Source organism: Corynebacterium argentoratense, assembly GCF_021491455.1.
Lineage (GTDB): Bacteria > Actinomycetota > Actinomycetes > Mycobacteriales > Mycobacteriaceae > Corynebacterium > Corynebacterium argentoratense_A.
Genome location: NZ_JAKETN010000001.1, coordinates 279737 through 302563 on the forward strand (window position 1 = coordinate 279737; position 22827 = coordinate 302563).

Annotated in this window: 23 protein-coding genes; 3 read left to right on the plus strand and 20 right to left on the minus strand. The window is 57.8% G+C overall.

Translation table 11 applies throughout. From position 1 onward, the window contains the following. Positions 1–8 precede the first annotated feature (8 nt). Positions 9–512: a thiol peroxidase gene (tpx, locus tag L1C91_RS01290; protein ID WP_234857633.1), complete on the minus strand. Its 504-nt coding sequence runs from the start codon at positions 510–512 to the stop codon at positions 9–11. Further along, a complete protein-coding gene (gene hflX, locus L1C91_RS01295) occupies positions 499–1959 on the minus strand; it encodes a GTPase HflX (protein WP_234857634.1) in 1461 nt (486 codons plus the stop codon). The genes tpx and hflX overlap by 14 nt, the downstream gene beginning before the upstream one ends. Positions 1960–2042: 83 nt before the next feature. On the opposite strand from hflX, the gene L1C91_RS01300 reads away from it, so the two are divergent. Continuing rightward, positions 2043–2804 carry a hypothetical protein gene (locus L1C91_RS01300; RefSeq protein ID WP_234857635.1) on the plus strand — a complete coding sequence of 254 codons (762 nt, stop codon included), beginning with the start codon at positions 2043–2045 and terminating at the stop codon, positions 2802–2804. Here the strand turns inward: L1C91_RS01300 and L1C91_RS01305 are convergent, their stop codons facing one another. Next, positions 2805–2975 (minus strand): hypothetical protein, encoded by a 171-nt coding sequence (locus tag L1C91_RS01305; protein WP_234857636.1) that lies wholly within the window; start codon positions 2973–2975, stop codon positions 2805–2807. Between the two features lie 56 nt (positions 2976–3031). On the opposite strand from L1C91_RS01305, the gene L1C91_RS01310 reads away from it, so the two are divergent. Further along, positions 3032–3355, plus strand: a complete 324-nt coding sequence (locus tag L1C91_RS01310; RefSeq protein WP_234857637.1) for a hypothetical protein — start codon at positions 3032–3034, stop codon at positions 3353–3355. 4 nt (positions 3356–3359) lie between these two features. On the opposite strand, the gene dapF is transcribed toward L1C91_RS01310, so the two are convergent. Together dapF and miaA are read right to left on the minus strand one after the other, a co-directional pair. Next, a complete protein-coding gene (gene dapF / locus L1C91_RS01315; RefSeq protein ID WP_234857638.1) occupies positions 3360–4253 on the minus strand; it encodes a diaminopimelate epimerase in 894 nt (297 codons plus the stop codon). After that, positions 4250–5185: a tRNA (adenosine(37)-N6)-dimethylallyltransferase MiaA gene (miaA, locus tag L1C91_RS01320; RefSeq protein WP_234857639.1), complete on the minus strand. Its 936-nt coding sequence runs from the start codon at positions 5183–5185 to the stop codon at positions 4250–4252. Before miaA ends, dapF begins: the two co-directional genes overlap by 4 nt. Positions 5186–5344: 159 nt before the next feature. Between miaA and L1C91_RS01325 the strand changes: the two genes are divergently transcribed. Continuing rightward, entirely contained in the window at positions 5345–6703 is a 1359-nt protein-coding gene (locus L1C91_RS01325) for a DUF349 domain-containing protein (protein ID WP_234857640.1), read from the plus strand. A 3-nt stretch (positions 6704–6706) separates the two neighbouring features. Here the strand turns inward: L1C91_RS01325 and L1C91_RS01330 are convergent, their stop codons facing one another. The 15 genes from L1C91_RS01330 to thyX form a co-directional block, all read right to left on the minus strand. After that, complete coding sequence (locus L1C91_RS01330; protein ID WP_234857641.1) at positions 6707–7465, minus strand: Rv2732c family membrane protein; 759 nt, start codon at positions 7463–7465, stop codon at positions 6707–6709. Between the two features lie 11 nt (positions 7466–7476). Then, the gene (gene miaB, locus L1C91_RS01335; RefSeq protein ID WP_328219563.1) at positions 7477–9027 is read right to left on the minus strand and encodes a tRNA (N6-isopentenyl adenosine(37)-C2)-methylthiotransferase MiaB; all 1551 of its coding nucleotides are present in this window, start codon (positions 9025–9027) and stop codon (positions 7477–7479) included. 83 nt (positions 9028–9110) lie between these two features. Then, positions 9111–9785: a regulatory protein RecX gene (locus L1C91_RS01340; RefSeq protein ID WP_234857642.1), complete on the minus strand. Its 675-nt coding sequence runs from the start codon at positions 9783–9785 to the stop codon at positions 9111–9113. Next, positions 9769–10875, minus strand: coding sequence for a recombinase RecA (gene recA / locus L1C91_RS01345; RefSeq protein WP_046203888.1), 1107 nt, complete (start codon positions 10873–10875; stop codon positions 9769–9771). Before recA ends, L1C91_RS01340 begins: the two co-directional genes overlap by 17 nt. Positions 10876–10986: 111 nt before the next feature. Next, positions 10987–11193 (minus strand): DUF3046 domain-containing protein, encoded by a 207-nt coding sequence (locus L1C91_RS01350; RefSeq protein WP_020976433.1) that lies wholly within the window; start codon positions 11191–11193, stop codon positions 10987–10989. Between the two features lie 101 nt (positions 11194–11294). Continuing rightward, positions 11295–12131: a PspA/IM30 family protein gene (locus L1C91_RS01355; RefSeq protein ID WP_234857643.1), complete on the minus strand. Its 837-nt coding sequence runs from the start codon at positions 12129–12131 to the stop codon at positions 11295–11297. A 105-nt stretch (positions 12132–12236) separates the two neighbouring features. Continuing rightward, a complete protein-coding gene (locus L1C91_RS01360) occupies positions 12237–12659 on the minus strand; it encodes a helix-turn-helix domain-containing protein (protein ID WP_234857644.1) in 423 nt (140 codons plus the stop codon). A 48-nt stretch (positions 12660–12707) separates the two neighbouring features. Continuing rightward, complete coding sequence (locus L1C91_RS01365; protein WP_234857645.1) at positions 12708–13250, minus strand: CinA family protein; 543 nt, start codon at positions 13248–13250, stop codon at positions 12708–12710. A gap of 2 nt (positions 13251–13252) precedes the next feature. Continuing rightward, positions 13253–13873, minus strand: a complete 621-nt coding sequence (gene pgsA / locus L1C91_RS01370; RefSeq protein WP_234857646.1) for a CDP-diacylglycerol--glycerol-3-phosphate 3-phosphatidyltransferase — start codon at positions 13871–13873, stop codon at positions 13253–13255. Between the two features lie 10 nt (positions 13874–13883). Beyond that, entirely contained in the window at positions 13884–14891 is a 1008-nt protein-coding gene (locus tag L1C91_RS01375) for a TerC family protein (RefSeq protein WP_234857647.1), read from the minus strand. A gap of 167 nt (positions 14892–15058) precedes the next feature. Further along, positions 15059–18082 carry an FtsK/SpoIIIE family DNA translocase gene (locus L1C91_RS01380; RefSeq protein WP_234857648.1) on the minus strand — a complete coding sequence of 1008 codons (3024 nt, stop codon included), beginning with the start codon at positions 18080–18082 and terminating at the stop codon, positions 15059–15061. 131 nt (positions 18083–18213) lie between these two features. Further along, the gene (locus L1C91_RS01385; protein ID WP_234857649.1) at positions 18214–18837 is read right to left on the minus strand and encodes a TIGR03085 family metal-binding protein; all 624 of its coding nucleotides are present in this window, start codon (positions 18835–18837) and stop codon (positions 18214–18216) included. A gap of 72 nt (positions 18838–18909) precedes the next feature. Then, positions 18910–21033, minus strand: a complete 2124-nt coding sequence (locus tag L1C91_RS01390) for a ribonuclease J (RefSeq protein WP_234857650.1) — start codon at positions 21031–21033, stop codon at positions 18910–18912. 1 nt (position 21034) lies between these two features. Continuing rightward, positions 21035–21946 carry a 4-hydroxy-tetrahydrodipicolinate synthase gene (dapA, locus tag L1C91_RS01395; RefSeq protein ID WP_234857651.1) on the minus strand — a complete coding sequence of 304 codons (912 nt, stop codon included), beginning with the start codon at positions 21944–21946 and terminating at the stop codon, positions 21035–21037. Positions 21947–22061: 115 nt separating this feature from the next. Then, positions 22062–22820: an FAD-dependent thymidylate synthase gene (thyX, locus tag L1C91_RS01400; RefSeq protein ID WP_234857652.1), complete on the minus strand. Its 759-nt coding sequence runs from the start codon at positions 22818–22820 to the stop codon at positions 22062–22064. Positions 22821–22827: the final 7 nt, after the last annotated feature.

Here is a 22827-nt window from a genome sequence, read left to right on the forward strand (position 1 = left end):
TGGTGGGACTAGGAAGCCCGCACTGCCTCCGTTGCTGCGGCATAGTTGGGCTCGCTAGTGACCTCTCCAACCAACTCTGTGTATGTCACGGTGCCGGCCTCGTCCAGCACAACGATAGCGCGAGCCAAGAGCCCTGCTAAAGGCCCGTCGATCATAGTGAGACCGTAGTCCTTGCCGAAGGACGACCGGAAGGTCGAACCCATCAAGACATTATCCAACCCTTCAGCTGCGCAAAAACGAGCACCCGCGAAAGGAAGGTCTGCGGACACGCACAAGACCACTGTGTTGGGCAAAGCGCTGGCTTCCTCATTGAATCGACGGACGCTCTGTGCGCACACCGCGGTATCAACCGAGGGGAAGATATTCAGAACTACCCGCTTGCCACGCAATGAGGCGTCATCAATGCTTGAAAGATCCGCGCCCACGACGTCAAAAGCGGGAGCTTTGTCACCAACAGCGGGAAGCTCACCGACTGTGGAAATTGGACTGTTTTTGAAATTAATCGTTGCCATGAGTCTGTTCTACACGAAAGTCCTCTAACTCGGCCGCCAGAGAGGGAGGCAGTCGCACATCGAGGACAGTTCCGGAACCGTCGTAGGTCTCCGCCAACACGGTCCCTTGCTCGTGAATTCGGGCAACAATATCGCCCCGCGTAAAAGGAATAGACAGGCGCACGTGGGAATCGAGTGAATTAAGGAATAGCTCCACCCGTGCCTCTAACTCATCAATCCCCTCACCGGTGTGGGCAGAAACGAACACACAGTCATCAACTGCATGCCGCAGCTCCGCCAGCGTCAGTGGATCCGCGGCGTCAATCTTGTTGACCACAACAATTTCTGGGGGTGCTTGGGCCCCTTGCTCGCGAACAATATCAGCGATGACGTCGTTGACGGCGGCGATCTGCTTCAGAGGGAACGGATCTGAACCATCGACCACGTGCAAAACCAAATCAGCTTCAATAACTTCTTCCAGCGTCGACCTAAACGACTCGACCAGTTGAGTGGGCAAGTGACGGACGAAACCGACAGTATCGGTAAAAACGACAGCGCGGCCATCAGCTAACTCAGCCCGACGGGTCGTAGGGTCAAGGGTCGCAAACAGTGCGTCCTCAACCAAAACACCAGCACCGGTCATAGCGTTAATCAGCGACGACTTACCCGCGTTGGTGTAGCCAGCGATCGCGATTTGGGGAATGGTCGACGAACGCCTCTTGGAACGCTTAATATCGCGCGCAGTCTTCATACCCGCGAGTTCTTTACGCAACCTCGCCATGTCCTGGCGGAGCCTGCGGCGGTCAGCTTCGATCTTGGTTTCACCCGGACCGCGAAGACCGACGCCACCGTTGGATCCCGCACGTCCACCTGCCTGGCGGGATAGTGCACCACCCCAACCACGCACACGGGTAATGAGGTACTCCATCTGTGCGAGCGATACCTGTGCTTTGCCCTCCTTGGACTTCGCGTGTTGGGCGAAGATGTCCAGGATCAACATGGTGCGATCAATGACCTTGACGTCGAGAGCTTTTTCCAGCGCAATCATCTGGGATGGGGTGAGTTCACCATCACACACCACCGTATCCACCCCGGTCGCCTGCACGATCTCTTTAAGCTCCTGCACCTTGCCGGAGCCGATGTAGGTGCCTGCGTCGGGTTTGTCACGTTTTTGGTAGAGCATGTCCTGAACATCCGCCCCGGCGGTTTCGGCCAGCGCGGCAAGTTCGGCCATGTTGGCTTCGATCTCACTGATGGTTCCCGTGGTCCACACACCGACGAGGATGACTTTTTCCAGCCTGAGCTTGCGATATTCGACGTCGTAGCCGTCTTGCTGCTCTGTGTCGTGAATGTGGGAGCCGCGGGTGAGGCGCCGTAAGCTTGAGCGTGCTTCAAGGTCGAGCTCACCCACGGTGGGGGTATCGTCCGTGGGAGCTGCCGTGTGCAATGTTTTATCTTCTTCTAGCATTAGCTGCCATTGTCGCACAGTTTTGTTGCATGTCGTGCTTGCCGGTTTCTCCATCTGATTGGGCGGCAACCTAATATGGGGTTATGACGCAAGATCTCAGCAGTATTGGCATGACTTTTCCACGTTGGCAGGACGCCGTAGAACAGGCCGTCAGCAGCAACCGACTCGGCGTCGTCGGCGAAGTACGGGGGGGCCAACTGGTCGCAGCAGTCGATAGTTCTGGCGCCAGGCTCACTGTGCTCGCTGTGGAACCTTTCGCGACGTTCGCTGGCTTTGATGGTGCGACGGAGGCAACTGCCCATGTCCAGATGCTCAATGACGTGGTGGCGCTGTGTGATGTGGTTACCGATGACGGCGATCCCATCGCAACGGTGACGTGCAACTTGGCGCAAGGGCCGCTGATCGTCGACGAGCCCGTATTCAATTTTGAGCGCATCAACCTTTCTGCTTTGGGTGTTGACGTCGCGTTTTTCGACGATGCAGATACCTACACGTCGGCAACCGGTGGCGCGGTAGGAGTATTCGCCAGTGTGGGTGCAGGGGTGGTCGCCCGCGGTGACGGTTCCCAAAGCCCTACTGCCGCAGCCAATCTGGTGTTGGAAGTAAAAGACGCCCACTATCGTTTCAACACCATGACTAACCAGCGCTTCGTACACCTGGATGTCGTGGCGCCTTTTCCTTTAGACGTCGTTGTCGCAGATGTGGCCGAACTCCCCACACCAGGATCAATCATCGCGGGCACGTTTACTCTCAGCGGCTCCATCATCGCCCCTGCCGGATGCGGGGACAGCTGCGGTTCTGGCGGGTGCGCCTGTGGCTCTGGGGGATGCGGTAGCCATGGTTGATCATCCTCCGGTGCATCCTGAAGAACCACCGGAGGATTCACCGAGCACATTGTTCTCAGCAGACAAAATTGCGCCTGCGGTGATTGTCCTGTGCGCCATCACCCTGGTGGTTCTGCTGAAAACGCCCGGCGTAATCTTGTCGATTCTTCTGGTCGGGCTCAGTGTCTTCATTATGCTGTCGCGCCCCAACACTGCGGAAACAGACGCGCTGATCACCTCGTTAGATTTTGTCTGCGCAAGACATTCGCGACGTCATCGAGGAACACCAAGTGTTCTTGCACGGAACGGACGCGGAAGCTCTAGCCGACCGCACACTGTACAGGCCGGAATTAGCCAACCCAGACTCCGACGTGGGAGAAATATCTGAGTTCTATTACGAGTTGGCCACAGCAGAACGCTTCCTTCACAGGCTGCCTTCGCGGATTCGCACGCATAGTAGCGTCGCCAGCCTGGAAAAGCTCCTGAGCGTGGCTGATACACGGGCAGCCCAACTACGTGAAAGCTGCCTCAGTGCCCGGGCTGCACCCCGGAGACTCAGCGCCGAGGGCTAAGACCCTAGGAACAGTCGACCTCTACCGCGCCGGTAGCAATGATCACCGACGGCCCCCGAAGAGTCGAAGTCTCGCCATCGATGACCACCATCACCGTTCCCCCCGGAACCACCACCTCCACACGGCCATCAACACGACCGCGATCAGCAAGCGCCGCCCGAGCAGCAGCGACAGTCCCGGTACCACAGGAACGGGTCTCCCCTGCGCCACGCTCGTGGACACGCATATGCACACGGCCATCCAACGCCTCAGCACCATCGGCGACGTCTTGCAGCTCCGTCAACACTTCAATGTTGGTTCCCTGAGGGAAAAACTCTTCATCCCACCGAGCATCGGCATCGACAGGAAGACCTGCCAGCCCTTGGGCGTCCAAACCAGGCACCACGCACGCAATATGCGGATTACCCATATCAACCGCCAACCCCGCAAAGCTCATGTCACCTAGACGGCAGGTCGACACCCCAAAAACCTCAGCGCACCCCATCTGAACCTCAACATCAGCGCGCAAAGAATCCGCCTCGTGGACCCGCACCTCACGCGCACCCGCGCGAGTACCCACCACAAACGCGGCGTCATCAACCAAACCACGCGAATACACCCAGTGGGCAAAAACACGGACACCGTTGCCACACATCTCCGCGAGAGAACCATCAGCATTGCGATAATCCATAAACCAATGCTCGGGTTCAACGCCATCGGGCAAACAATCAAGCACTCCCTTGCCCAACAACTCCGCAGCGCGAGCCACACGGATCACACCATCCGCACCCAGGCCCGCCCGACGATCGCACAAAAACCGCACGACATCAGCGGTGAGATCAACATCGACGGCAGCATCCGGAAGCAACACAAAATCATTCTCCGTGCCATGGGCCTTAGCAAAAGCAATCCTGGTCATGCCGACCAGTCTAACCAGGCATCCACCCACTGCGTACGCGGATCCCGCTTAAACCAACTGCGCTGACGACGCACATAGCGCCGCGTACCCAACACCGTCTGCTCCCGAGCCTCATCAGCGCTGATATCCCCCGCTAGCATCTGCAACACCTGTGCATAACCAATCGCACGCCCCGCCGTAGACTCCGCAACCAAACCCTGCTCATGCACCAACTGCTGCACCTCATCAACAAAACCAGCGTCAAACATCAACTCAGTACGCAACTCAATCCGCGGATTCAACCACTCGGCCGTCGTGCGCAAACCAATGATCGCTGTCCCCCACCGGGCAGGCGCATTAATGGGAGGCTGACTGGCCGCGAAAGAACGCCCCGTCAACTCAATAACCTCCAACGCCCGCACCGTACGCCGAGGATCCTTGCGCTCAATAATCGCCGCAGCCTGCGGATCGATAGCGGCCAATCGATCATGCAAACGCTCAACCCCCACACGCTCCAACTCCTCCTGCCAACGCGCACGCACCGCGGCGTCAGTAGGAGGAAACTGCCAATCATCAACCAAAGACTGCACGTACAACATCGACCCCCCGACCAAAATCGGCCGCTTACCTCTAGAGCGAATATCCTCAACAACCGCGACCGCCTGACGCTGATACTCCGCCACCGACGCAGCGTCCGTCACATCCAAAACATCCAACATATGGTGCGGTATCCCCTGTCGCTCCTGCTCACTGAGCTTGGCCGTGCCGATATCCATCCCCCGGTAGAGCTGCATGGAATCCGTATTAACAACCTCACCATCTAGCTTCGTGGCCAGCCACACGCCCAGAGACGACTTCCCCGAGGCCGTCGGCCCAACGATGGCAAGCGGAACAGAGGGATCCCGCGGCACATCCACCGGCAAAGCACGGAAAAAACTATCGGGCACACTCATGGATAGCCAGTCTATTCCTGCCCTCGCACAACAGCCACACTATGCACCCTGCGCCACCAATGCCCGCTATGATGATGGAAGTAACGTACACGCGTGCTGGGCGCCACACGGCAGCCAGCACCACTGGCTTTGCGCGGCTATGCGCACGAAGGACGACTCATGAGCACCAACTCCTCTTCCACCACCCCGGCGCCCAAGCCCGGGCCCCGACCTGGAGCACATATCCTGCCATCAGCCGTCCCCAAAAAGACCCCCGCTGCAACCGCCGCGCCCGCAACGACACGCCCGGCCAGCACCCTGGCAGAAATTAAAAAATTCGGACGCATTGACGACAACGGTGACGTCTACGTTCGCACCGCCACCGACGAGCGACTCATCGGCTCGTGGCAAGCAGGCAGCGCAGAGGAAGGTTTGCTGCACTACGGGCACCGCTACGACGATCTAGCTACCGAAATTGAGCTCCTCAGCGTGCGTCTGGCGTCCCACCCTGCTGAAGCCGCAACCCTGCGGGCGCAAGCCGAAACAATCGCGGAAACCCTCAGCAGCGCCGCAGTCATCGGAGACATCGCGCTGCTCGAACGCCAACTAGCCGGGATCATCACCGACTCTTTTACCGCCGAAGAACAAGCCAAAGAGACCAAGGCACAGCAACGCGCACAAGCCATCGCCCGCAAGGAGCAACTGGTCGCGGAAGCCGAAGATCTCGCGGCACACTCCACCGAATGGAAGAAAGCCGGCGACCGTCTCCGAGACATCCTCGAAGAATGGCGCACCATCAAAGGCGTCGATAGAAACACCGACGATGCTCTCTGGAAGCGCTACTCCAAAGCACGCGACAGTTTTAACCACCGCCGGGGCGCCCACTTCTCTGAACTAGACAAGACCCGGGCTGCAGCAAAACGTGCAAAAGAAGAGCTCGTCGAACGTGCTGAGGCGCTGAAGGATTCCACTAACTGGGCCGAGACCGCACGCGCGTACCGCGACCTGATGGGCGAATGGAAGAAAGCCGGACGTGCTCACCGCGAAGCAGACGACCGCCTATGGGCACAATTCAAAGCCGCACAAGATCACTTCTTCGGTGCGAGGGACGCAGACGCCCATGCTAAAGATGAGCAGTTTGAAGCGAACGCCGCAGCCAAAGATGCCCTCATCACCGAATACACTCCGCTCATCGACCCCGCGACAGACCTCGAAGGTGCACGCCTGAAGCTCCGTGAACTGCAGGACAAGTGGGAAGCCATCGGATATGTGCCCCGCGGCCGAGTCAGCGAATATGAAGACAAAATTTCCGCTCTAGAGCGCACCGTTTCTGACTACGCTGACGCTCAATGGCGACGCACTGACCCGGAGGCGCAGGCACGCGTCAAGCAATTCCAGGACAAAGTCGAAGAACTGCAGGCACAAGCCGAAGCTGCCGAAGCCTCAGGGAAAACTGCACAGGCCAACGACCTTCGTGCCCAGGCCGAACAATGGTCACAGTGGGCACAGGCCGCAGCCGAAGCACTCGAGCAGCGCTAAAAACTAACCTTGCTCCCTCTTACGGCGCTGGGCGGCGCGGCGTCGTCGATCATCAACTAGCAAAGGATTGTCCTGGCCTTCATTAATCCGGCGGGCTTCCTGATCAAGAATGCTCATCTGCGTTTGAGCAACCTTGTCCTCCACCCGAGGATTCCCTCGGCGCCTCACAGCGTCCAAAGCCTTCTGTAAAGAAGACTTACGGACGATGACAAAACTCCACGACACAGCAGCCACCAGAACGCACACCGCGCCCATAATCAAGCCAAACGACGGGCCCACACCAGGATCCGTCGGCGGGCGGGACTGGCGCATCCACATCGCGAAAATGGAATAAAACAGCGATACACCACTAAAAAACCACGCGAGATATCCGACGAGGGCCAAACGCGTCACGATCGCGGCGACCGTCAGAGCAACCACCCCGACGACACCCGCCCACACATAAATCCGCTCCGGAAGAGTCGTCAGATAAAAACGGGCAGTCTCAGAGTCGAACAACACGTCAATACCCAGCACTTCACCTGAGTGCGGGAAAAACAGCGACAATACGAAACCGATCATCGCGATGCCCAAAGGAACCTGCTCGCCTTTAAACGTCAGTTCCCTCGCGGCAGATTTCTCGGCTGCAGCAACATCGCCACCGTGGGCAGCGATGTGTTCCTCCACTGTCATCCGGGAACGTGCACGCGTCCCGGCCGAAGACGCATCGGACCGACTGTCGTCGGCCTCTCCAAACTTGGACTCTTTCGGTGCTTGACTCACAACACTTTAGGCTAGCAGCCAGAGCACCCAGTCGTCTCAACCTGCCTGGGCTTGCCGATGGAAGGCAACCCAAGCCCCACGCCGATCGGGGCGGTTGTGGGCACTTTACCAGCAGCGGACATGTCGCCGGCCTTGGTCGCACGATAGGTCACCACACCATCATCGGCAACCAAATAATGCGCGGCAGCGTCGGTAACAACAACCGTCACGATATCTCCGGGACGGATGTTTCCCGCGACGTCATCACCCAAGACCGCCACCGAATCCTCAGCAACATCACTAGGCTTCGGAGTGAAGTGCACCAAGCGCCCATCGCGGGCACGGCCTGTCAAACGATGCGTCTCGCTGTTCTTACGGCCGCCATCAGCCTGGACCAGAAGCTCCACAGTGGAGCCGATGAGCGCCACATTTTCTTCCTTACTGATGCGCTCTTGAAGCTCCATCAGACGCTCGAAGCGCTCCTGGACAATCTCTTTCGGGATCTGGTTGTCGTACTCCGCAGCGGGAGTACCCGGGCGAGGACTGTATTGGAAGGTGTACGCACTGCTAAAACGCGCACGCTCCACCACATCCAGAGTCTGTTGGAAGTCCTCCTCGGTTTCTCCCGGAAAACCCACGATGATATCGGTAGTGATGGCCGCATGGGGCAGCTTCTCACGAACCGAATCCAGAATGGACAGGAACTTCCGAGAGCGATAAGAACGGCGCATCTCCTTCAAAACGCGGTCTGAACCGGACTGCAAAGGCATGTGCAACTGCGGACAAATATTGGGGGTCTCAGCCATTGCATCGATGACGTCTTCGGTAAACTCTGCCGGGTGCGGCGAGGTAAAACGGACACGCTCGAGGCCCTCAATCTCCCCACAGGCGCGGAGCAACTTCGAGAACGCGCTCCGGTCCCGTGGTACGTCAGGATCCGCAAAGTTGACCCCGTACGCGTTGACGTTTTGCCCCAACAAGGTCACCTCACTGACACCTTGATCCACCAGGGCTTTAACCTCAGCGAGAATGTCGCCGGGTCGACGGTCAAGCTCCTTGCCACGCAAGCTGGGAACAATACAAAACGTGCACGTGTTATTGCAGCCGACAGAGACACTCACCCAGCCTGCGTAGGCAGACTCACGCTTAGCAGGCAACACCGAGGGGAATTGCTCCAAAGAGTCGACGATTTCGACCTCTGCGCGTTTGTTGTGGCGCGCCCGATCGAGTAGCGCAGGAAGTGAGCCAATGTTGTGCGTACCGAATACCACGTCCACCCATGGGGCTTTGCGGACGACGGTGTCTTTATCTTTCTGTGCGAGGCACCCCCCGACCGCGATCTGCATCCCCGGGTGTTCCCGCTTGGTTGCCCGCAAATTACCGAGTGTGCCGTACAGTCGCATATCTGCGTTTTCGCGCACTGCACAGGTGTTAAACACCACTAGATCTGGGGTGTGTCCTTCGGCAACGGGCACGTAGCCGGCTTCTTCCAGCAAGCCAGACAGGCGCTCGGAATCGTGGACGTTCATCTGGCAGCCAAAGGTGCGCACCTCGTAGCTGCGTGCGGGAGCATTTTGAATCACGGAGGGTCATTCTAACCACTACGACAGCGTGGTGAAACTTAGAAAGACCTTGGCATTACAAGCAGCCGGGTAAGTTGGCTGCCTTAGAATCTCCGGAGCGGCTCCAGAGCTTCCCGACACAGGTTAAGCGCCATCGAGGTGCCAAACCCTCGGCGGGCGAGCTTTCCCACCAAGCTTCGTAAGGCTTTGTCATAGTGCCGGCGGTCTGCCAACTCCCCCACCTTCGCGACTTCTTTTTCGACGAGTGCGCGTGCGACGTGCAGTTCGTCTTCATCACTGAGTTGAGACAGCGCGCGTAAGCGAACCTCTTCCGCAACTCCCTTGTGGATGAGTTCCTGGTCAAGCACTCGCCGGGTCTTACCGCGCCGTTCGTGCCTCTCCCGCACCCATTGTTCGGCGAATGCATCATCGTCGATAAGCCCTACGCGTTCGAGGTCGTCGAGCACCTCGTTGATAACTGTGGAGTCAACAAGTGATGACGCCGCGTCTGTAGCGACGTCATCATCGCCGGACTCGGTGGTCTGCTGGCGTTTGCGTTGGCTTTGCGTTGGTGTGCTCAGCCGGTCGAATAATTCTTTACGTGAACGCCGCCTGGAGTTCAGTAGGAGCAGTGCCCGGTGACGGACGGCGGATTTCTTCTCCTCCGCCACCGGGTCGATAATCGTCGGAGAATACTCGCCGGATTCATATTCCTCTATGGCTCGAGCGAGCTTTGCGACTTTTCCATTGTCGGGGTTGCGCTTAGGACTCGTCGTCATCGAAATCTACGTTGGGCACCATGTCGACGGGCTCATCGCTTAGGTCGTCCCCGCCTTCGGCAGGCTCAAGCAAGCCTACTTTTTCGAAGATCTTCTGCTCGATTTCGTCCGCTAACTCCTTGTTTTCCTTCAGGTAGAGGCGAACCTTTTCCTTACCCTGTCCCAGCTGGTCGCCGTTGTAGGTGAACCAGGAACCGGACTTTTTAATAACGTTGTTGTCTACACCCAGGTCGATGAGGGAGGATTCGCGAGAAATTCCTTCACCGTAGATGATGTCGAATTCGGCAATCTTAAACGGTGGCGACACTTTGTTCTTAACAACTTTAAGCTTGGTGCGGTTGCCGATGGCGTCGGTACCGTCCTTGAGCGTCTGGATGCGGCGCACGTCGCATCGCACGGAAGCGTAGAATTTCAACGCTTTACCACCGGTTGTCGTTTCGGGAGAACCAAACATGACGCCGATTTTCTCGCGCAGCTGGTTGATGAAGATCGCGGTAGTGCCCGAGTTGTAGAGGGCACCGGTCATCTTGCGAAGGGCCTGACTCATCAAGCGGGCTTGCAGACCGACGTGGCTGTCGCCCATTTCGCCTTCAATTTCAGCTTTAGGGGTCAGTGCGGCAACAGAGTCGATGACGATGATGTCGATCGCGCCAGAACGGACCAACATATCGGCGATTTCGAGCGCTTGTTCACCTGTGTCGGGCTGAGACACAAGCAACGCATCAGTGTCGACGCCCAGTTTCCGTGCGTATTCGGGATCTAGTGCATGCTCTGCATCGATGAATGCTGCGATTCCGCCGGCCTGCTGTGCCTGCGCGACGGCATGAAGGGCGACAGTGGTTTTACCGGAAGATTCGGGCCCGTAGATTTCCACGATTCGTCCGCGGGGGAAACCGCCGATACCTAGAGCAATGTCGATTGCAGTGTTGCCAGAGGAAATAACCTGGATTTTGGGGCGGGTTTCATCCCCAAGGCGCATCACGGCACCTTTGCCATAATCCTTCTCGATTTTTGCTAATGCGGCAGCCAGTGCCTGATCGCGATCACCTGCGCCTGCTTGGGCGACCTTCGCGCTCTTTTTTGCAGCCATGATGTGGGCCTTTCTGTAATCTCAATCTTGTTTATGTTTAAAGTTGTTCGGGTTTCAAACTGTGCGGCGGTACCCGTTTGTGGACACTGGGCTACGCGCCAGGTTGTGGGTCTAAATGTCTTCTCCGAGCCAACGCTGCTCGGGTACGTCGAATTCCTTACAGATGTCCAGCCACACGTCACGTAGGTCATCCCCACGCTCGATGGCTTCGCGTGCGCTTATCCCCCGAAACGGCAACACGTGTGAAGACAGAATCCAATCGCCATATGAGCGTCCGAATTCACCTTCGATCAAAGCATAAAATTGCGCTAGGCGCACGGTTCCTCCGTTGCCACGGCGTGAAAGCCGAGCGTTGTAACTGGTACACCCCACCCAACCGTGCGGTCACAACAACCGAGGGGGTGGGGTGGGGTGCGATTTTAGCCCTGCTCGCGTAGCTCGCGAAGGCGGCGCTCGACCGGGTCTTCTACTGGCTGTTGAGTACCCTGAATGGCTTGCTGCTCGGGAGCTTTGCCGACGGCGGGGGTGTTAGAGCCACTGTTCATCTCAGCGCGAATCTGCTCCAGACGGGAGTGACCGGCGAGTTCTACGCCAGCTGCTTCAATTTCCGCCATGCGACCCTGAACAGAACTTTCAGCAAGTTCGGCCTGCCCAAGAGCGTTAGCGTAGCGGCGTTCGATCTTTTCGCGAACTTGGTCAAGGTTCGGGGTATCGCCGCTTGCAGTCAAGGCATCCATGCTCTTGAGGGAGTCTGCAACCTTTTCCTGCATCTTGGCTTGCTCCAGCTGGCTGAGCAGCTTGGTGCGCTCAGCTACCTTCTGCTGTAGTGCCATGGAGTTACGCTCGACGGCCTTCTTAGCAGACTGAGCCTGCTGGAGAGCTTGGTCGTGCAGCTGTTTGGTATCTTCAACAGATTGTTCTGCGGTCACTAACTGTGCCGCGAAGGCCTCTGCTGCATTGGTGTATTCGACTGCTTTGGCTTCGTTTCCGTCAGCGCGGGCTTTGTCTGCCAATTGAATAGCCTGGCGGGTGTTGCCCTTGAGCTTTTCGATCTCGGTAAGTTGGCGGTTGAGCTGCATCTCAAGCTGCCGCTGGTTACCAATGACAGCTGCGGCCTGGCGAGTGAGCTCTTGATGCTGCTTCTGCTCAGCCTCAATGGCTTGTTGGATTTGGATCTTGGGGTCAGCGTTCTCTTCGATCTTGGAATCGAACAGTGCTAGGAAATACTTCCATGCTTTGCTAAAAGGGTTAGCCATGAGTGTGTGCAGAACCTTTCTCTACATCAGGTTGTCTCGGTACACCCGTCCACTGCGCCGAGTATGTTTTACGTCGGACGAACGCTCTGTCAAGTGTAGTTGGGTTTAGCGTGTCAGTGCGAGATCTGCGTCTATGGACGTGGCGGCCATGGAACCGGCTGCTTCAATGAGTACGTCGGCGACAGAAGTTTCTAGCGCATGGCACACGGAGGCCAAGACCTCGGAGGATACTTCTTTTCGTCCCCGTTCCAATTCCGAGAGGTACCCAGGGGAGACGCTCGATAGCTCAGCAAGCTCACGGAGGGTGACGCCGCGATCCAAACGGAAGGCACGTAGCGCAGTGCCCAAAGCCTCCCGGAGCAACGGCTCCTTGTGCGTTGTTGCCAACGCGGACAGCCTCGGCGATGCGGATTGAGACTTGGGGTTTACGGGCGCGTGCGCTGTATGACGCGCGTGGGCATGTTGGCGGCTGGCTACACCGGAGGAAAGCCGGTGCGGCCGCTCGAGCACAGCAGTGTTAGTTACCATCACTTATCCCAACGTTTCTATGCTTGTTTTTGTTCCCATGCAAGCAAGTCAGTTATGGCGATTCGCCCTGAAAGGTGTGGCGGGCAGTGTCGCCACATGTTCCGCCAGTCTAGCTAAAACTAACTCGACGGTGCGCCGCCGGATTGCCTCGCGGTTTCCTGTAAGCACCCGCGGTGCTTGCTCTGCATCCACGTCGCCTTCAGTCACTTGCCAATAATGCTCTATATCGTTGGGGCCTACGATTGCTGCCCAGACCTCACCAACTGGGTGATTGTCCTGGCGATCTGGGCCTGCAACCCCAGTAAAGGCCACGGCCCAGTCGGCATCGAGGCGACGCTGGGCACCGCGAGCCATTTCACGTGCGCAGTAGCCACTGATAACCCCATGGGTTTCGATGGTGGTCGGATCGACCCCAGCAAGATGCACCTTGACATCAGTGGCGTAGGTAACCAACCCGCCTCTAAGAACCGCAGATGCGCCGGGCACACTTGCGATCGTTGCAGCAGCTAATCCCGCGGTCAAAGACTCGCAGGTAGCCACGGTCTGATTACGCTCGTTCAATAACTCCACCAGATACGCTGCGACATCCATCGCTACGCCTTAGCCACCGGGGAGACACGAAAGGAGTCGACTAGATACATCACACCGGTCACCACAGTCACCACCACCGCAGCCAGCATCAGGAGAACAGCAATGTTATGAACGAGCGGGCCCAAGGGAAGGAAAAAAGCAGCGACGGCGGCAGCCTGGAGAGTGGTTTTGATCTTGCCTCCCTTGGATGCTGGCACCACCACTCCCCTGCGCAGCTGAACCATACGCCACAGAGTAATACCGAGTTCACGGGCGATGATGACGACTGTTATCCACCACGGAAGCCCGCACCACAGATTGAGGCACACCAAGGCGGAAATCATCAGAGCTTTGTCTGCGATGGGGTCGGCAATCTTACCGAAGTCAGTCACGATCCCCCGTGCACGGGCAATGTCCCCATCGAGCTTGTCTGTAATCATCATTGCGATGAACAAAGCGACGGTAACCCACATCCACGTGATGCTGCCACGGGCAGCACCCGACGCGACGTCACCACGCGAAAACATAACACCGGCACCACCACCGGCATAGGCCGCGAACACGAATACCGGAATCAACACAATCCGGATACCGGTCAGCACATTTGGCAGGTTCACATTGCTCGGCTTTACAGGATCAGACACAAGACACAGCCTAGTTCAGCGCCGCACGGCGAGCATCGGAGCGGGTCTTTAACAGGCTAAGTATCGCGGTCACAGCCAATGTCGCGACGATAATCAACAAAGACAGCACCGTCGGGAACTCGTAAACATGCAGCGGCTGCCCGCCGTTGATAAACGGCACCTGGTTTTCATGCAGTGCATGCAGCAATAGCTTCACACCGATAAATGCAAGGACAACGCCCAACCCGTACGACAAGAACACCAAGCGCTCCAACAGAGCATCCAATAGGAAGTACATCTGCCGAAGCCCCATCAAAGCAAAAGCGTTAGCTGTAAACACGATGTAGGCCTCTTGGGTCAAACCAAAAATAGCCGGGATCGAGTCGAATGCGAACATCACATCAATAAAGCCGATGGACAGCAAACAAATAAACAGCGGCGTCAACATCAGCCGACCATTCGAGCGAGTCAGTAAACGATCACCATCGAAAGTGCTCGACACCGGGAATACTCGGCGAACGAGCTTAACCACGGCCATGTCGTCCACATGGGTTTCCTCTGCCCCACGGACCTCGTCCACGACGAGCTTGATAGCGGTGTAGAGAAGAAAAGCGCCAAAAATGTAGAAGACGAAGGCAGCCTTGGAAATGACCACCGCGCCCAAGGCAATAAAAATGCCACGGAACACCAGAGCCAAAGCAATGCCGATAAGAAGCACCTTTTGCTGATACGCACGTGGGACTTTAAAGCTTCCGATGATCAGAGCAAAGATGAACAGATTGTCGATGCTCAAGCTGAGCTCTGTGATGTAGCCGGCGAAGAACTCGATCGCGTGATCATGCTGCCCCTCTGGCCCACCCCAAGTGAACCAGAGAAACATACCGAACCCTACAGCGAGGGCCATATAGAAAAGCATCCACCCCGTGGCCTCCCGCATTGAGGGCACATGCGCGCTACGCACGTGCGAGACAAAATCGAAAGCCAACAGGCCCAATACCACGACGACGGTAATAGTCCACGTCAAAGCATTAACTTCCACAAAAACCTCCGGTGAAAAACAACAACAACCGGAGGTCTCCCCCACCACTAATGGTGGCCAGCGCGACCGGGGTGGGTGTCCACGCCGTGTTGACGATCAACGCTGTAGGTCGGGGTACTCCCCTCCAACGACACCCAACTGTAGCCTACTCGACCTGCCTGTGGCGACTAGAACACGCCACCTGTCGGGTTTGCGTCAACGATATGCGTATTTGGGTCATCGTTATCCCGCGGGGCGTCTTCTGGGTTGGCACCTCGGAGCATCCACAGGGTGGTTTCCAGCTCGTCTTCACGAACCAGAACTTCGCGGGGTTTTGAGCCTTCGGACGGACCGACGACGTCGCGGGACTCAAGCAAGTCCATGAGGCGACCTGCTTTCGCGAAGCCAATGCGCAGTTTTCGCTGCAGCATGGATGTCGAACCAAGCTGGGAAGTGATTACCAGTGTCGCGGCTTCGATCAAGTCATCGAGGTCGCCGCCGATGTCAGAGTCGATGTGCTTCTTTTCGACCTTTTCTTCGGTGACGTTTTCCTCGTAGTGCGGTACGCCTTGTTCCTTCGCCTTTTCCACCACGGCGTGGATTTCCTCGTCGGAGACGTAAGCGCCTTGGATACGCAGGGCGTTGCCACCCTGCGGGATGAACAGCCCGTCACCCATGCCGATGAGCTTTTCGGCACCGGGTTGGTCGAGAATGACTCGGGAGTCAGTCTGGCTCGATGTTGCGAAAGATAGTCGAGAGGGAACGTTGGTCTTGATCAAACCGGTGACGACGTTAACTGAGGGGCGCTGAGTCGCGAGCACAAGGTGAATGCCTGCGGCACGTGCTTTCTGGGTGATGCGCACGATGGAGTCTTCAATTTCCTTGGGCGCAGTCATCATCAGGTCAGCGAGCTCGTCGACGACGCAAATAATCAGCGGATAGGGTTTGAGTTCCCGTTTGCTGTCCGGCGGCAGTTCGACTTTGCCTGCGCGGATTTTCGCGTTGTAGTCCTTCACATGACGCACCCCTGCTTGGCGCATGTCCATGTAGCGCTGTTCCATCTCCTCAACAAGCCAGTTGAGCGCCGCAGCGGCCTTCTTGGGCTGGGTGATGATCGGGGTGATCAGGTGGGGAATGCCCTCATAGGGGGTTAGTTCCACCATCTTTGGGTCGACGAGGATCAAGCGGACGTCCTCTGGGGTTGCTCGGGTGAGCAGCGAGACCAGCATGGCGTTCACGAACGCTGATTTACCTGAGCCGGTGGCACCAGCGACAAGCAAGTGCGGCATCGCGGCGAGGGAGTGCGCGATGTACTCGCCTTCAACGTCTTTGCCGATGCCGATGAGAACCGGGTTGTCATCGTTGGCAACGGCGGGTGCATTGAGAACGTCGCCGAGACGGACCATTTCGCGGTCTGTGTTCGGTACCTCGATGCCCACGGCCTGTTTACCGGGAATCGGGCTGAGGATACGCACATTTTCATTGGCAACGGCGTAGGCCAAGTTCGCCTGCAGGTTGGTAATTTTGCTGACTTTGACGCCGCGTCCAAGTTCCACTTCGTAGCGGGTCACTGTCGGTCCTCGAGAGAAGCCGGTGACGATCGCATCGATGTTGAATTCTTGGAACACACCGTTGATCTGCTCGATCATCCTGTCATTGGCCTCAGACCTGGTGATCGCCGGGGCTCCGGGGGTCAACAGGTGCGGTGAGGGCACTTCGTAGGGATCCTCTGAAGGTGCGGCACTTGAGTCTGTTGAATGCGGAGCGGAATCACCTGTGTCTGCAGCCGCCTTGGAGGCCGTGCTTGCCGCAACCACTGCGGCGGCGGGTGTTGCTGCTTGGGCTGCGGCAGATTTCGCGACCTTGGCGGCAGCGCTGCCTGCTGCTGCGGCGGCCTTGTCCACTGTGCTTGCAGCAGCTTCAACCGCATCACGGGCAGCAGAGGTGTCCGGGCGCAGGGTCCGCGCGGAGGTGCTCGGCTCCTGATCGAATGTCAGCGTGGGTTGGGAGGCTTCCTCGTAGAGGTTATCCTCCCTGCGTGACTTCTTCCTAGGCGATGGAAGCGTGACAGTAGCTTCATCGCTGTGGCTGTCCAACGGATAGTTTTCTGCCGGGGTCAACCCTCGCGCGCCTGTATTCGAGCCGGTTGCGCGAGACGAGGATGGCATCCGCGTGCTCGATGGAACATCTGCGCGGTAGTCGTCGATGTGAAGCTCGTCGTCATCCTCGTCTGCGACATCATCATCCCACTGCTGCTGTTCGAAGCGGCCGTCGGCCCCACGAACGATGTCACTGATGTAGGTGACGAATTCTTGGACCGTCACGTCGGTGAGCTTCAGCGCGCCGTAGACAATGAACAGGATGAGAATCGGGATGGCGATGTAGCTGGTGAGACCCGCTGCGAGCGGACCACCAACAATCGTCCCTAGGAAACCTCCGGCTGTCTTGCGACCTGCCCATTCTGAGGGCAAGCCGGCGAAAATGTGGATTAGGCCAAGCATTGGGAGTGCCAGCAACACGAAGCCCAGGGCGCCACGCTGCTTGGCCTGTGCACCGGGGAGGTAGCCCAGCATCAGAGCCACAGCGGCGGCGGCGAGAATAATGGGCAGGACTACAGCCCCTGCACCAATTGAGTAGTAGGCGCCGTCAGCGATTACCCGGCCCACGGGGCCCGCAACATCGCCCCATACGCACGCACCGAGAATAACCGCGATACCAATGAGGGCGAGCCCGATACCATCGTGCCCTCCATCGTTGGCAGCAACACCTGGCTGGGATTGCTTCGAGGCGGGGACGTCGCTGATTTGGCTGGCACGTGCGCGTTGTCCGCGGCGGCTAGGAGAAGGAGAATCAAGCACGACAGTTGCATCGTCATCCACAGTCGACTCACTGTCGGGTTCAAGGACGTCGTCGTCATAGTCATCGCGGTGTCCACGACCGAGTCCCCCCAGGGAGCGAGTCAGCGCACCGAGCCCGTGGGCTGTACCGCGGAAGGCTGCGCCTAGTCCCGCACCCACGCCACGAAAGGCACTACCAGTTCGCTCTTCAGCTGTTTCTGATGCACGCTGAGCTGCGGGCACTACCCTACCTTGACTGCTCTGGGAGCGGCTGCGTCGGTTGCTTGCCGAGGCTTTGGCGGGGGCGGACTTTTTCCGCGGTCCGTTGTGACTGTTCGAGGCAGACTTCGCCCTCGAGCGTGTTGAAGCAGGCATGGGCTGAAGTTTATCCCTCTTTTCCACACCAGTCACAACAGACACACCGGCCACATACTAAACATTGGCCGGCATCGGGATAGCTATCGACCACTACCGCAAATAAATCAGCTCTACATCACAGCAAAGGGTCATAGCTGGCGGAGATTGAGAGCATCCACGTTACCCTCAAGGTCAAGCCCTTGGGCTTGACGGCCGAATAGGTGAAGGAGGATCTCGCCGACATTTCCACGGATCCTGACGACCTGATCACCGGCTTGGGCTACGCCCCTCTGATCATGCAACACCACACGCGGTAGGTCCGACGGATAAGCAATGACGGGCGCTGTGCTCGGAGAGACCAACAGTGCACCAATCGTCTTCAAGGGGGCGAGTAATGCTTGCTGGGCATCCTGTGGCAGGGCGCGTGGCTGCCATCCGTGCTGTGCGCGGCGGACGTCTTCGTGGTGAATGAAGTTTTCGGCGGTGTTCATCCGTGCGTCTACGGGCTTGAGCAGCTTTGGCGGGCCAGCAGCCCATGCTTCCACCACGCCTTCAAAGCCGAGGTCAGCTAAAACTCGTTGAGCAATCCTCTCCGTGTGGCGAGCAAAAGATTCGAGGAACATGCCGAGAGCCGTGTCGGGACGATGTTCCCTCAGATACAGGTGGGTGGCGAGATCTTGAACCGACCAGCCTTCGAGGGTCGTAGGTGCCTCCGGCCCCAATCCCAGCATGAGCTTGGCGAGATCTGCGCGTTCGTGTTGATGAAACTTCACACAATAAACAATAGCGGGGTGCGGGCAGCTACATTGTGCAGCGTGCCCGCACCCCGCGGGTGACAATTCGCTTTAGAGGCTCTGGCGTGCAGCAGCGATGTCTTCGTCGCTGACGTGAACCTCGCCCGCAGTAGGAACAACAGTAGGGATGATCATAGGCTTGCGACGCCACTTTTGCTCGACGTAGCGAGAAACGGTCCGACGCAGCTTTTGCACCATTCGGTACACCTCGTTTTCGCCCTCACCAGCAAGGTCGAGCATAGTGTTTTCAACGAGGTCGGTAACCTCTGGCATCATCGCGAGGTGGTCCTCTGAGAAGCCCTTGGCCTGAACCGTCGGGCGCTCCAGAGGACGCCCGGTACGGTTGTCGATGACGACGGTAATGGAGATCAGGCCGCCTTCGCCCATGGAGGTGCGGTCTGCGAGCACCTCTTCATCGATGTCACCCATGGTGACGCCGTCGACGTACAGGTTTCCGACGTCCCGTTGACCGACGACGCGTGCGTTGCCATCGACCAAGTCAACAAACACGCCATTTTGAGCGAGGACAACATTATCGCGGTTGACACCCGTGGAAATAGCGAGCTCTTTGTTTGCTCGCAGGTGGCGCCATTCGCCGTGGACCGGCATAGCATTGGCCGGGCGAACCGCGTTGTACAGGAAGAGAAGCTCACCGGAATAGCCGTGGCCGGAAGTGTGAACCTTGGCGTCACGGCCAGTGATCACGGTTGCGCCGATTTGGGCCAACATGTTGATGACGCCAAAGACGGCTTCCTCATTGCCAGGCACTAGCGAAGAGGAAAGGATGATCAGGTCGCCATCACGCACGGTGATCTGGCGATGCTCGCGACGTGCCATGCGCGACAGGGCTGCCATGGGCTCACCCTGGGTGCCTGTCGTGATCAGAACAACGCGATGGGGTGCCATTTTGGCGGCTTCATCCATGGTGATGATGGTTCCGCGAGGTGCCTTGAGGTAACCCATCTTTTCCGCGATCTCCATGTTGCGGATCATCGAACGACCGTTGAAAGCCACCTTGCGACCTGCGGCGACCGCGGCGTCAACAGCGGATTGGACGCGGTATACGTTTGAGGCGAAGGAAGCAAGGATCACGCGCTGCTTTGCCTCGCCGATGAGTCGCTTCAGAGTGGGAGCAATGTCCGCCTCTGAGCCGGAAACACCCGGGGTTGTTGCGTTGGTGGAGTCGCACAGGAACAGGTCGACGCCTTCGTCACCAAAGCGAGATAGAGCAGGAAGGTCAGTCGGTCGACCGTCAGTCGGCGTCTGATCCAGCTTGATGTCACCGGTGTGGACGACGAGCCCAGCGCCGGTCTTGATAGCGATACCCAAGCAATCCGGGATGGAGTGATTGACTGCAAAGAATCGCAGGTTAAACGGACCTCGGTTGACGTCAGACTGCTCGTTGACCTCGATGAGCTTGGGGCGCTGGCGGTGCTCCTGGCATTTAGCCTGGATGAGCGCGCAGGTGAACCGCGATGCCAGGATCGGTAGATCCGGTCGCAGCTTGAGCAGCCAAGGAATAGCGCCGATGTGATCCTCGTGGCCATGGGTAACGACAAGAGCTTCGATCTTGTCGAGCTTGTCTTCGATGTAGGAGAAATCGGGAAGGATGAGATCCACACCCGGTTCTCCGGAGGACGGGAACAAGACACCACAGTCGACGATGAGCAACCTGCCGCGGTACTCGAAAACGGTCATGTTTCGACCAATTTCGGAAATACCACCGAGGGCGACGATACGAAGACCGTCCTTAGGCGCCTTCGGCGGTTGGGGAAGGCGTTGCGTGAGGTCTGCACCCTGCATGGACTTCACAACATTGCGGCGGGGACCGCGATTGCGGTTGCCGTTACCGTTGCCAGCAGAGTTCGAGGACCCCTTATTGTTGCCGCCGCGGGATTCGCGATTACTGGATCCGTTGGAATTGCCACCCCGGCCGCGGGAGCGACGGTTGCGGCTGTTCGAAGAGCGCTCGCCGTTCCGGCTCGAGCCACCACGCTGAGAGCCTTTTCGTTCACCTTCGTTGGCGCCGGAAGACTGCTCGGAGCCTTCCGAAGATGAAGCAGAGGAACCGCTGTCCGATCCTTCAGCCGGTGCCGAGGGTGCCTGGAACGCAGGGGTCTCGGGAGGTCCGGCCTTGCGAGTAACTTTGCGGGATCGGGTACGGGGTTCAGTCATGTTATAGGACTCCAGCCTGTGTTAAATCTTCAGTCAGGGGGCCCAAATCGGCTTCACCCGCAGGAATCTGCGGGAGCCTGGGCTCTCCGACCTGCATACCCATCAGGTTCAGGGCAGCTTTCGCGAAGCTGACTCCGCCCAGGCGTGCCTGAGCGTTGGTCAGCGGGGTCAAAGTGGCGTTGATTTCCCGCGCACGGGCGAGGTCGCCTTCCTCGAAGCTTTCCAACAGTTGACGCAGCTGAGCTGCTGCAACATGTCCGATCACAGAAATAAAACCAGTGGCACCAATTGACAACCATGGGAGGTTGAGTGGGTCATCGCCGGAATACCAAGCCAGTCCAGTGGTGGCAATCAGCGGGGCGGCTGCACCAAGATCGCCTTTCGCGTCCTTGAGCGCCTGAATATTCTTGTGTTCGGCTAGACGCTTAATGGTATCAGAATTAATCCCCACTACAGAACGCGATGGGATGTCATACAGGCAGATCGGCGTGTCGGTCGCATCGGCGACCGTGGTGAAGTGCCGATAGATGCCTTCTTGACTGGGCCTCGAGTAGTAAGGAGTAACGACAAGTAGCCCGTCGACGCCGGCTTCCGTTGCCTGCTTGGCTAGCTCAACGGATTCAGTGGTGTTGTAGGTCCCGACACCTGCGGTGAGCTTGATGTTGGGGCCGACAGCTTCGCGCACCGCCTTGATCAAGTCGCGCTTCTCTGCCGGTGTCGTGGTGGGAGATTCTCCGGTGGTTCCGGACAAGACAAGAGCATCGCAGCCTTGTTCCACCAGATACGACGACAAACGGGCGGCAGCATCGAAGTCGACCCCGCCTTCGGCGGTGAAGGGGGTAACCATAGCTACCGAGACGGTGCCGAATACGGAAGCGGCGGTGGAGGTGGATGTAACGTTCGGAGCGTCCATAACTCACTAGAGTACAGGGTTTTATCGACGTTTCCGGCAACGCGCACGTCACACCGCACAAATAATGAAGCATTGCTTCAGCCGCCGCAATTTTAATTAACTGCCGAGTGTGGGCTTAAAAATCGGTTACATACGGGCTGGTAGCCATCTGGGAGCCATCAGGCAGAGAATCGATTTGGAAGTCGCCAAACGCCGTTGGAGCTTGGTCTGACAACAGCCGGCAAATCTCTACAGCGACTGTGCGAATCTCTACATCCGCATGCTCACTAGCACGCATGCCAATGAAGTGACGCCACGTCCGGAAGTTGCCGGTGACCACCAAACGGGACTCAGTAGCCCCAGGCAGGATCATACGAGCAGCCTGCCGAGCCTGCTTCATTCGCAGCAACGCATTGTTTTCACCGTGTTCGTCCGTCAAGCGCTGTTCCAAAGCACTTAGAAGCTCTTCGTACGCGAATCGGGACTCATCAGCTGCCCGCTGAAACAGACTCAATAAAGCGTCGTCCTCAGCGACCAAAGGCGGCACAACCACCGGAATGTCATCGTGTACATACCGCTGGGAAAGTTGAGAACAGGAAAAATGCCTGTGTCGCATCAGTTCGGCTGCCGCTACCCGCGAGATACCACGGATGTACACGGTCGCGGTGGCATGCTCGAACAGGGCCATGTGACCGACCTCGAGCACATGACGGATATACGCGCCGTAGTCTCTAGTGCGAGGATTGGGCTTATCAAAACTCTCGTAACAAGCACGCCCCGCAAATTCAATCAGCGCTTCCCCCCCCTGGGCCTCCGTCGCGAAATCAACCGACGACGGAGGCAGGAAGACCGAGCAACCGACTAACTCGACGCTCAACGATGCTTGATTCACCATAGGAGCC

What these genes read in the sequence shown, in the direction of transcription:
- tpx (WP_234857633.1), bottom strand. Translation starts at nt 512, where the DNA reads ATGGCAACGATTAATTTCAAAAACAGTCCAATTTCCACAGTCGGTGAG.
- hflX (WP_234857634.1), bottom strand. Translation starts at nt 1,959, where the DNA reads ATGCTAGAAGAAGATAAAACATTGCACACGGCAGCTCCCACGGACGAT.
- L1C91_RS01300 (WP_234857635.1), top strand. Translation starts at nt 2,043, where the DNA reads ATGACGCAAGATCTCAGCAGTATTGGCATGACTTTTCCACGTTGGCAG.
- L1C91_RS01305 (WP_234857636.1), bottom strand. Translation starts at nt 2,975, where the DNA reads ATGAAGACACTGAGCCCGACCAGAAGAATCGACAAGATTACGCCGGGC.
- dapF (WP_234857638.1), bottom strand. Translation starts at nt 4,253, where the DNA reads ATGACCAGGATTGCTTTTGCTAAGGCCCATGGCACGGAGAATGATTTT.
- miaA (WP_234857639.1), bottom strand. Translation starts at nt 5,185, where the DNA reads ATGAGTGTGCCCGATAGTTTTTTCCGTGCTTTGCCGGTGGATGTGCCG.
- L1C91_RS01325 (WP_234857640.1), top strand. Translation starts at nt 5,345, where the DNA reads ATGAGCACCAACTCCTCTTCCACCACCCCGGCGCCCAAGCCCGGGCCC.
- L1C91_RS01340 (WP_234857642.1), bottom strand. Translation starts at nt 9,785, where the DNA reads ATGACGACGAGTCCTAAGCGCAACCCCGACAATGGAAAAGTCGCAAAG.
- recA (WP_046203888.1), bottom strand. Translation starts at nt 10,875, where the DNA reads ATGGCTGCAAAAAAGAGCGCGAAGGTCGCCCAAGCAGGCGCAGGTGAT.
- L1C91_RS01355 (WP_234857643.1), bottom strand. Translation starts at nt 12,131, where the DNA reads ATGGCTAACCCTTTTAGCAAAGCATGGAAGTATTTCCTAGCACTGTTC.
- L1C91_RS01360 (WP_234857644.1), bottom strand. Translation starts at nt 12,659, where the DNA reads ATGGTAACTAACACTGCTGTGCTCGAGCGGCCGCACCGGCTTTCCTCC.
- L1C91_RS01365 (WP_234857645.1), bottom strand. Translation starts at nt 13,250, where the DNA reads ATGGATGTCGCAGCGTATCTGGTGGAGTTATTGAACGAGCGTAATCAG.
- L1C91_RS01380 (WP_234857648.1), bottom strand. Translation starts at nt 18,082, where the DNA reads ATGCCTGCTTCAACACGCTCGAGGGCGAAGTCTGCCTCGAACAGTCAC.
- L1C91_RS01390 (WP_234857650.1), bottom strand. Translation starts at nt 21,033, where the DNA reads ATGACTGAACCCCGTACCCGATCCCGCAAAGTTACTCGCAAGGCCGGA.
- dapA (WP_234857651.1), bottom strand. Translation starts at nt 21,946, where the DNA reads ATGGACGCTCCGAACGTTACATCCACCTCCACCGCCGCTTCCGTATTC.
- thyX (WP_234857652.1), bottom strand. Translation starts at nt 22,820, where the DNA reads ATGGTGAATCAAGCATCGTTGAGCGTCGAGTTAGTCGGTTGCTCGGTC.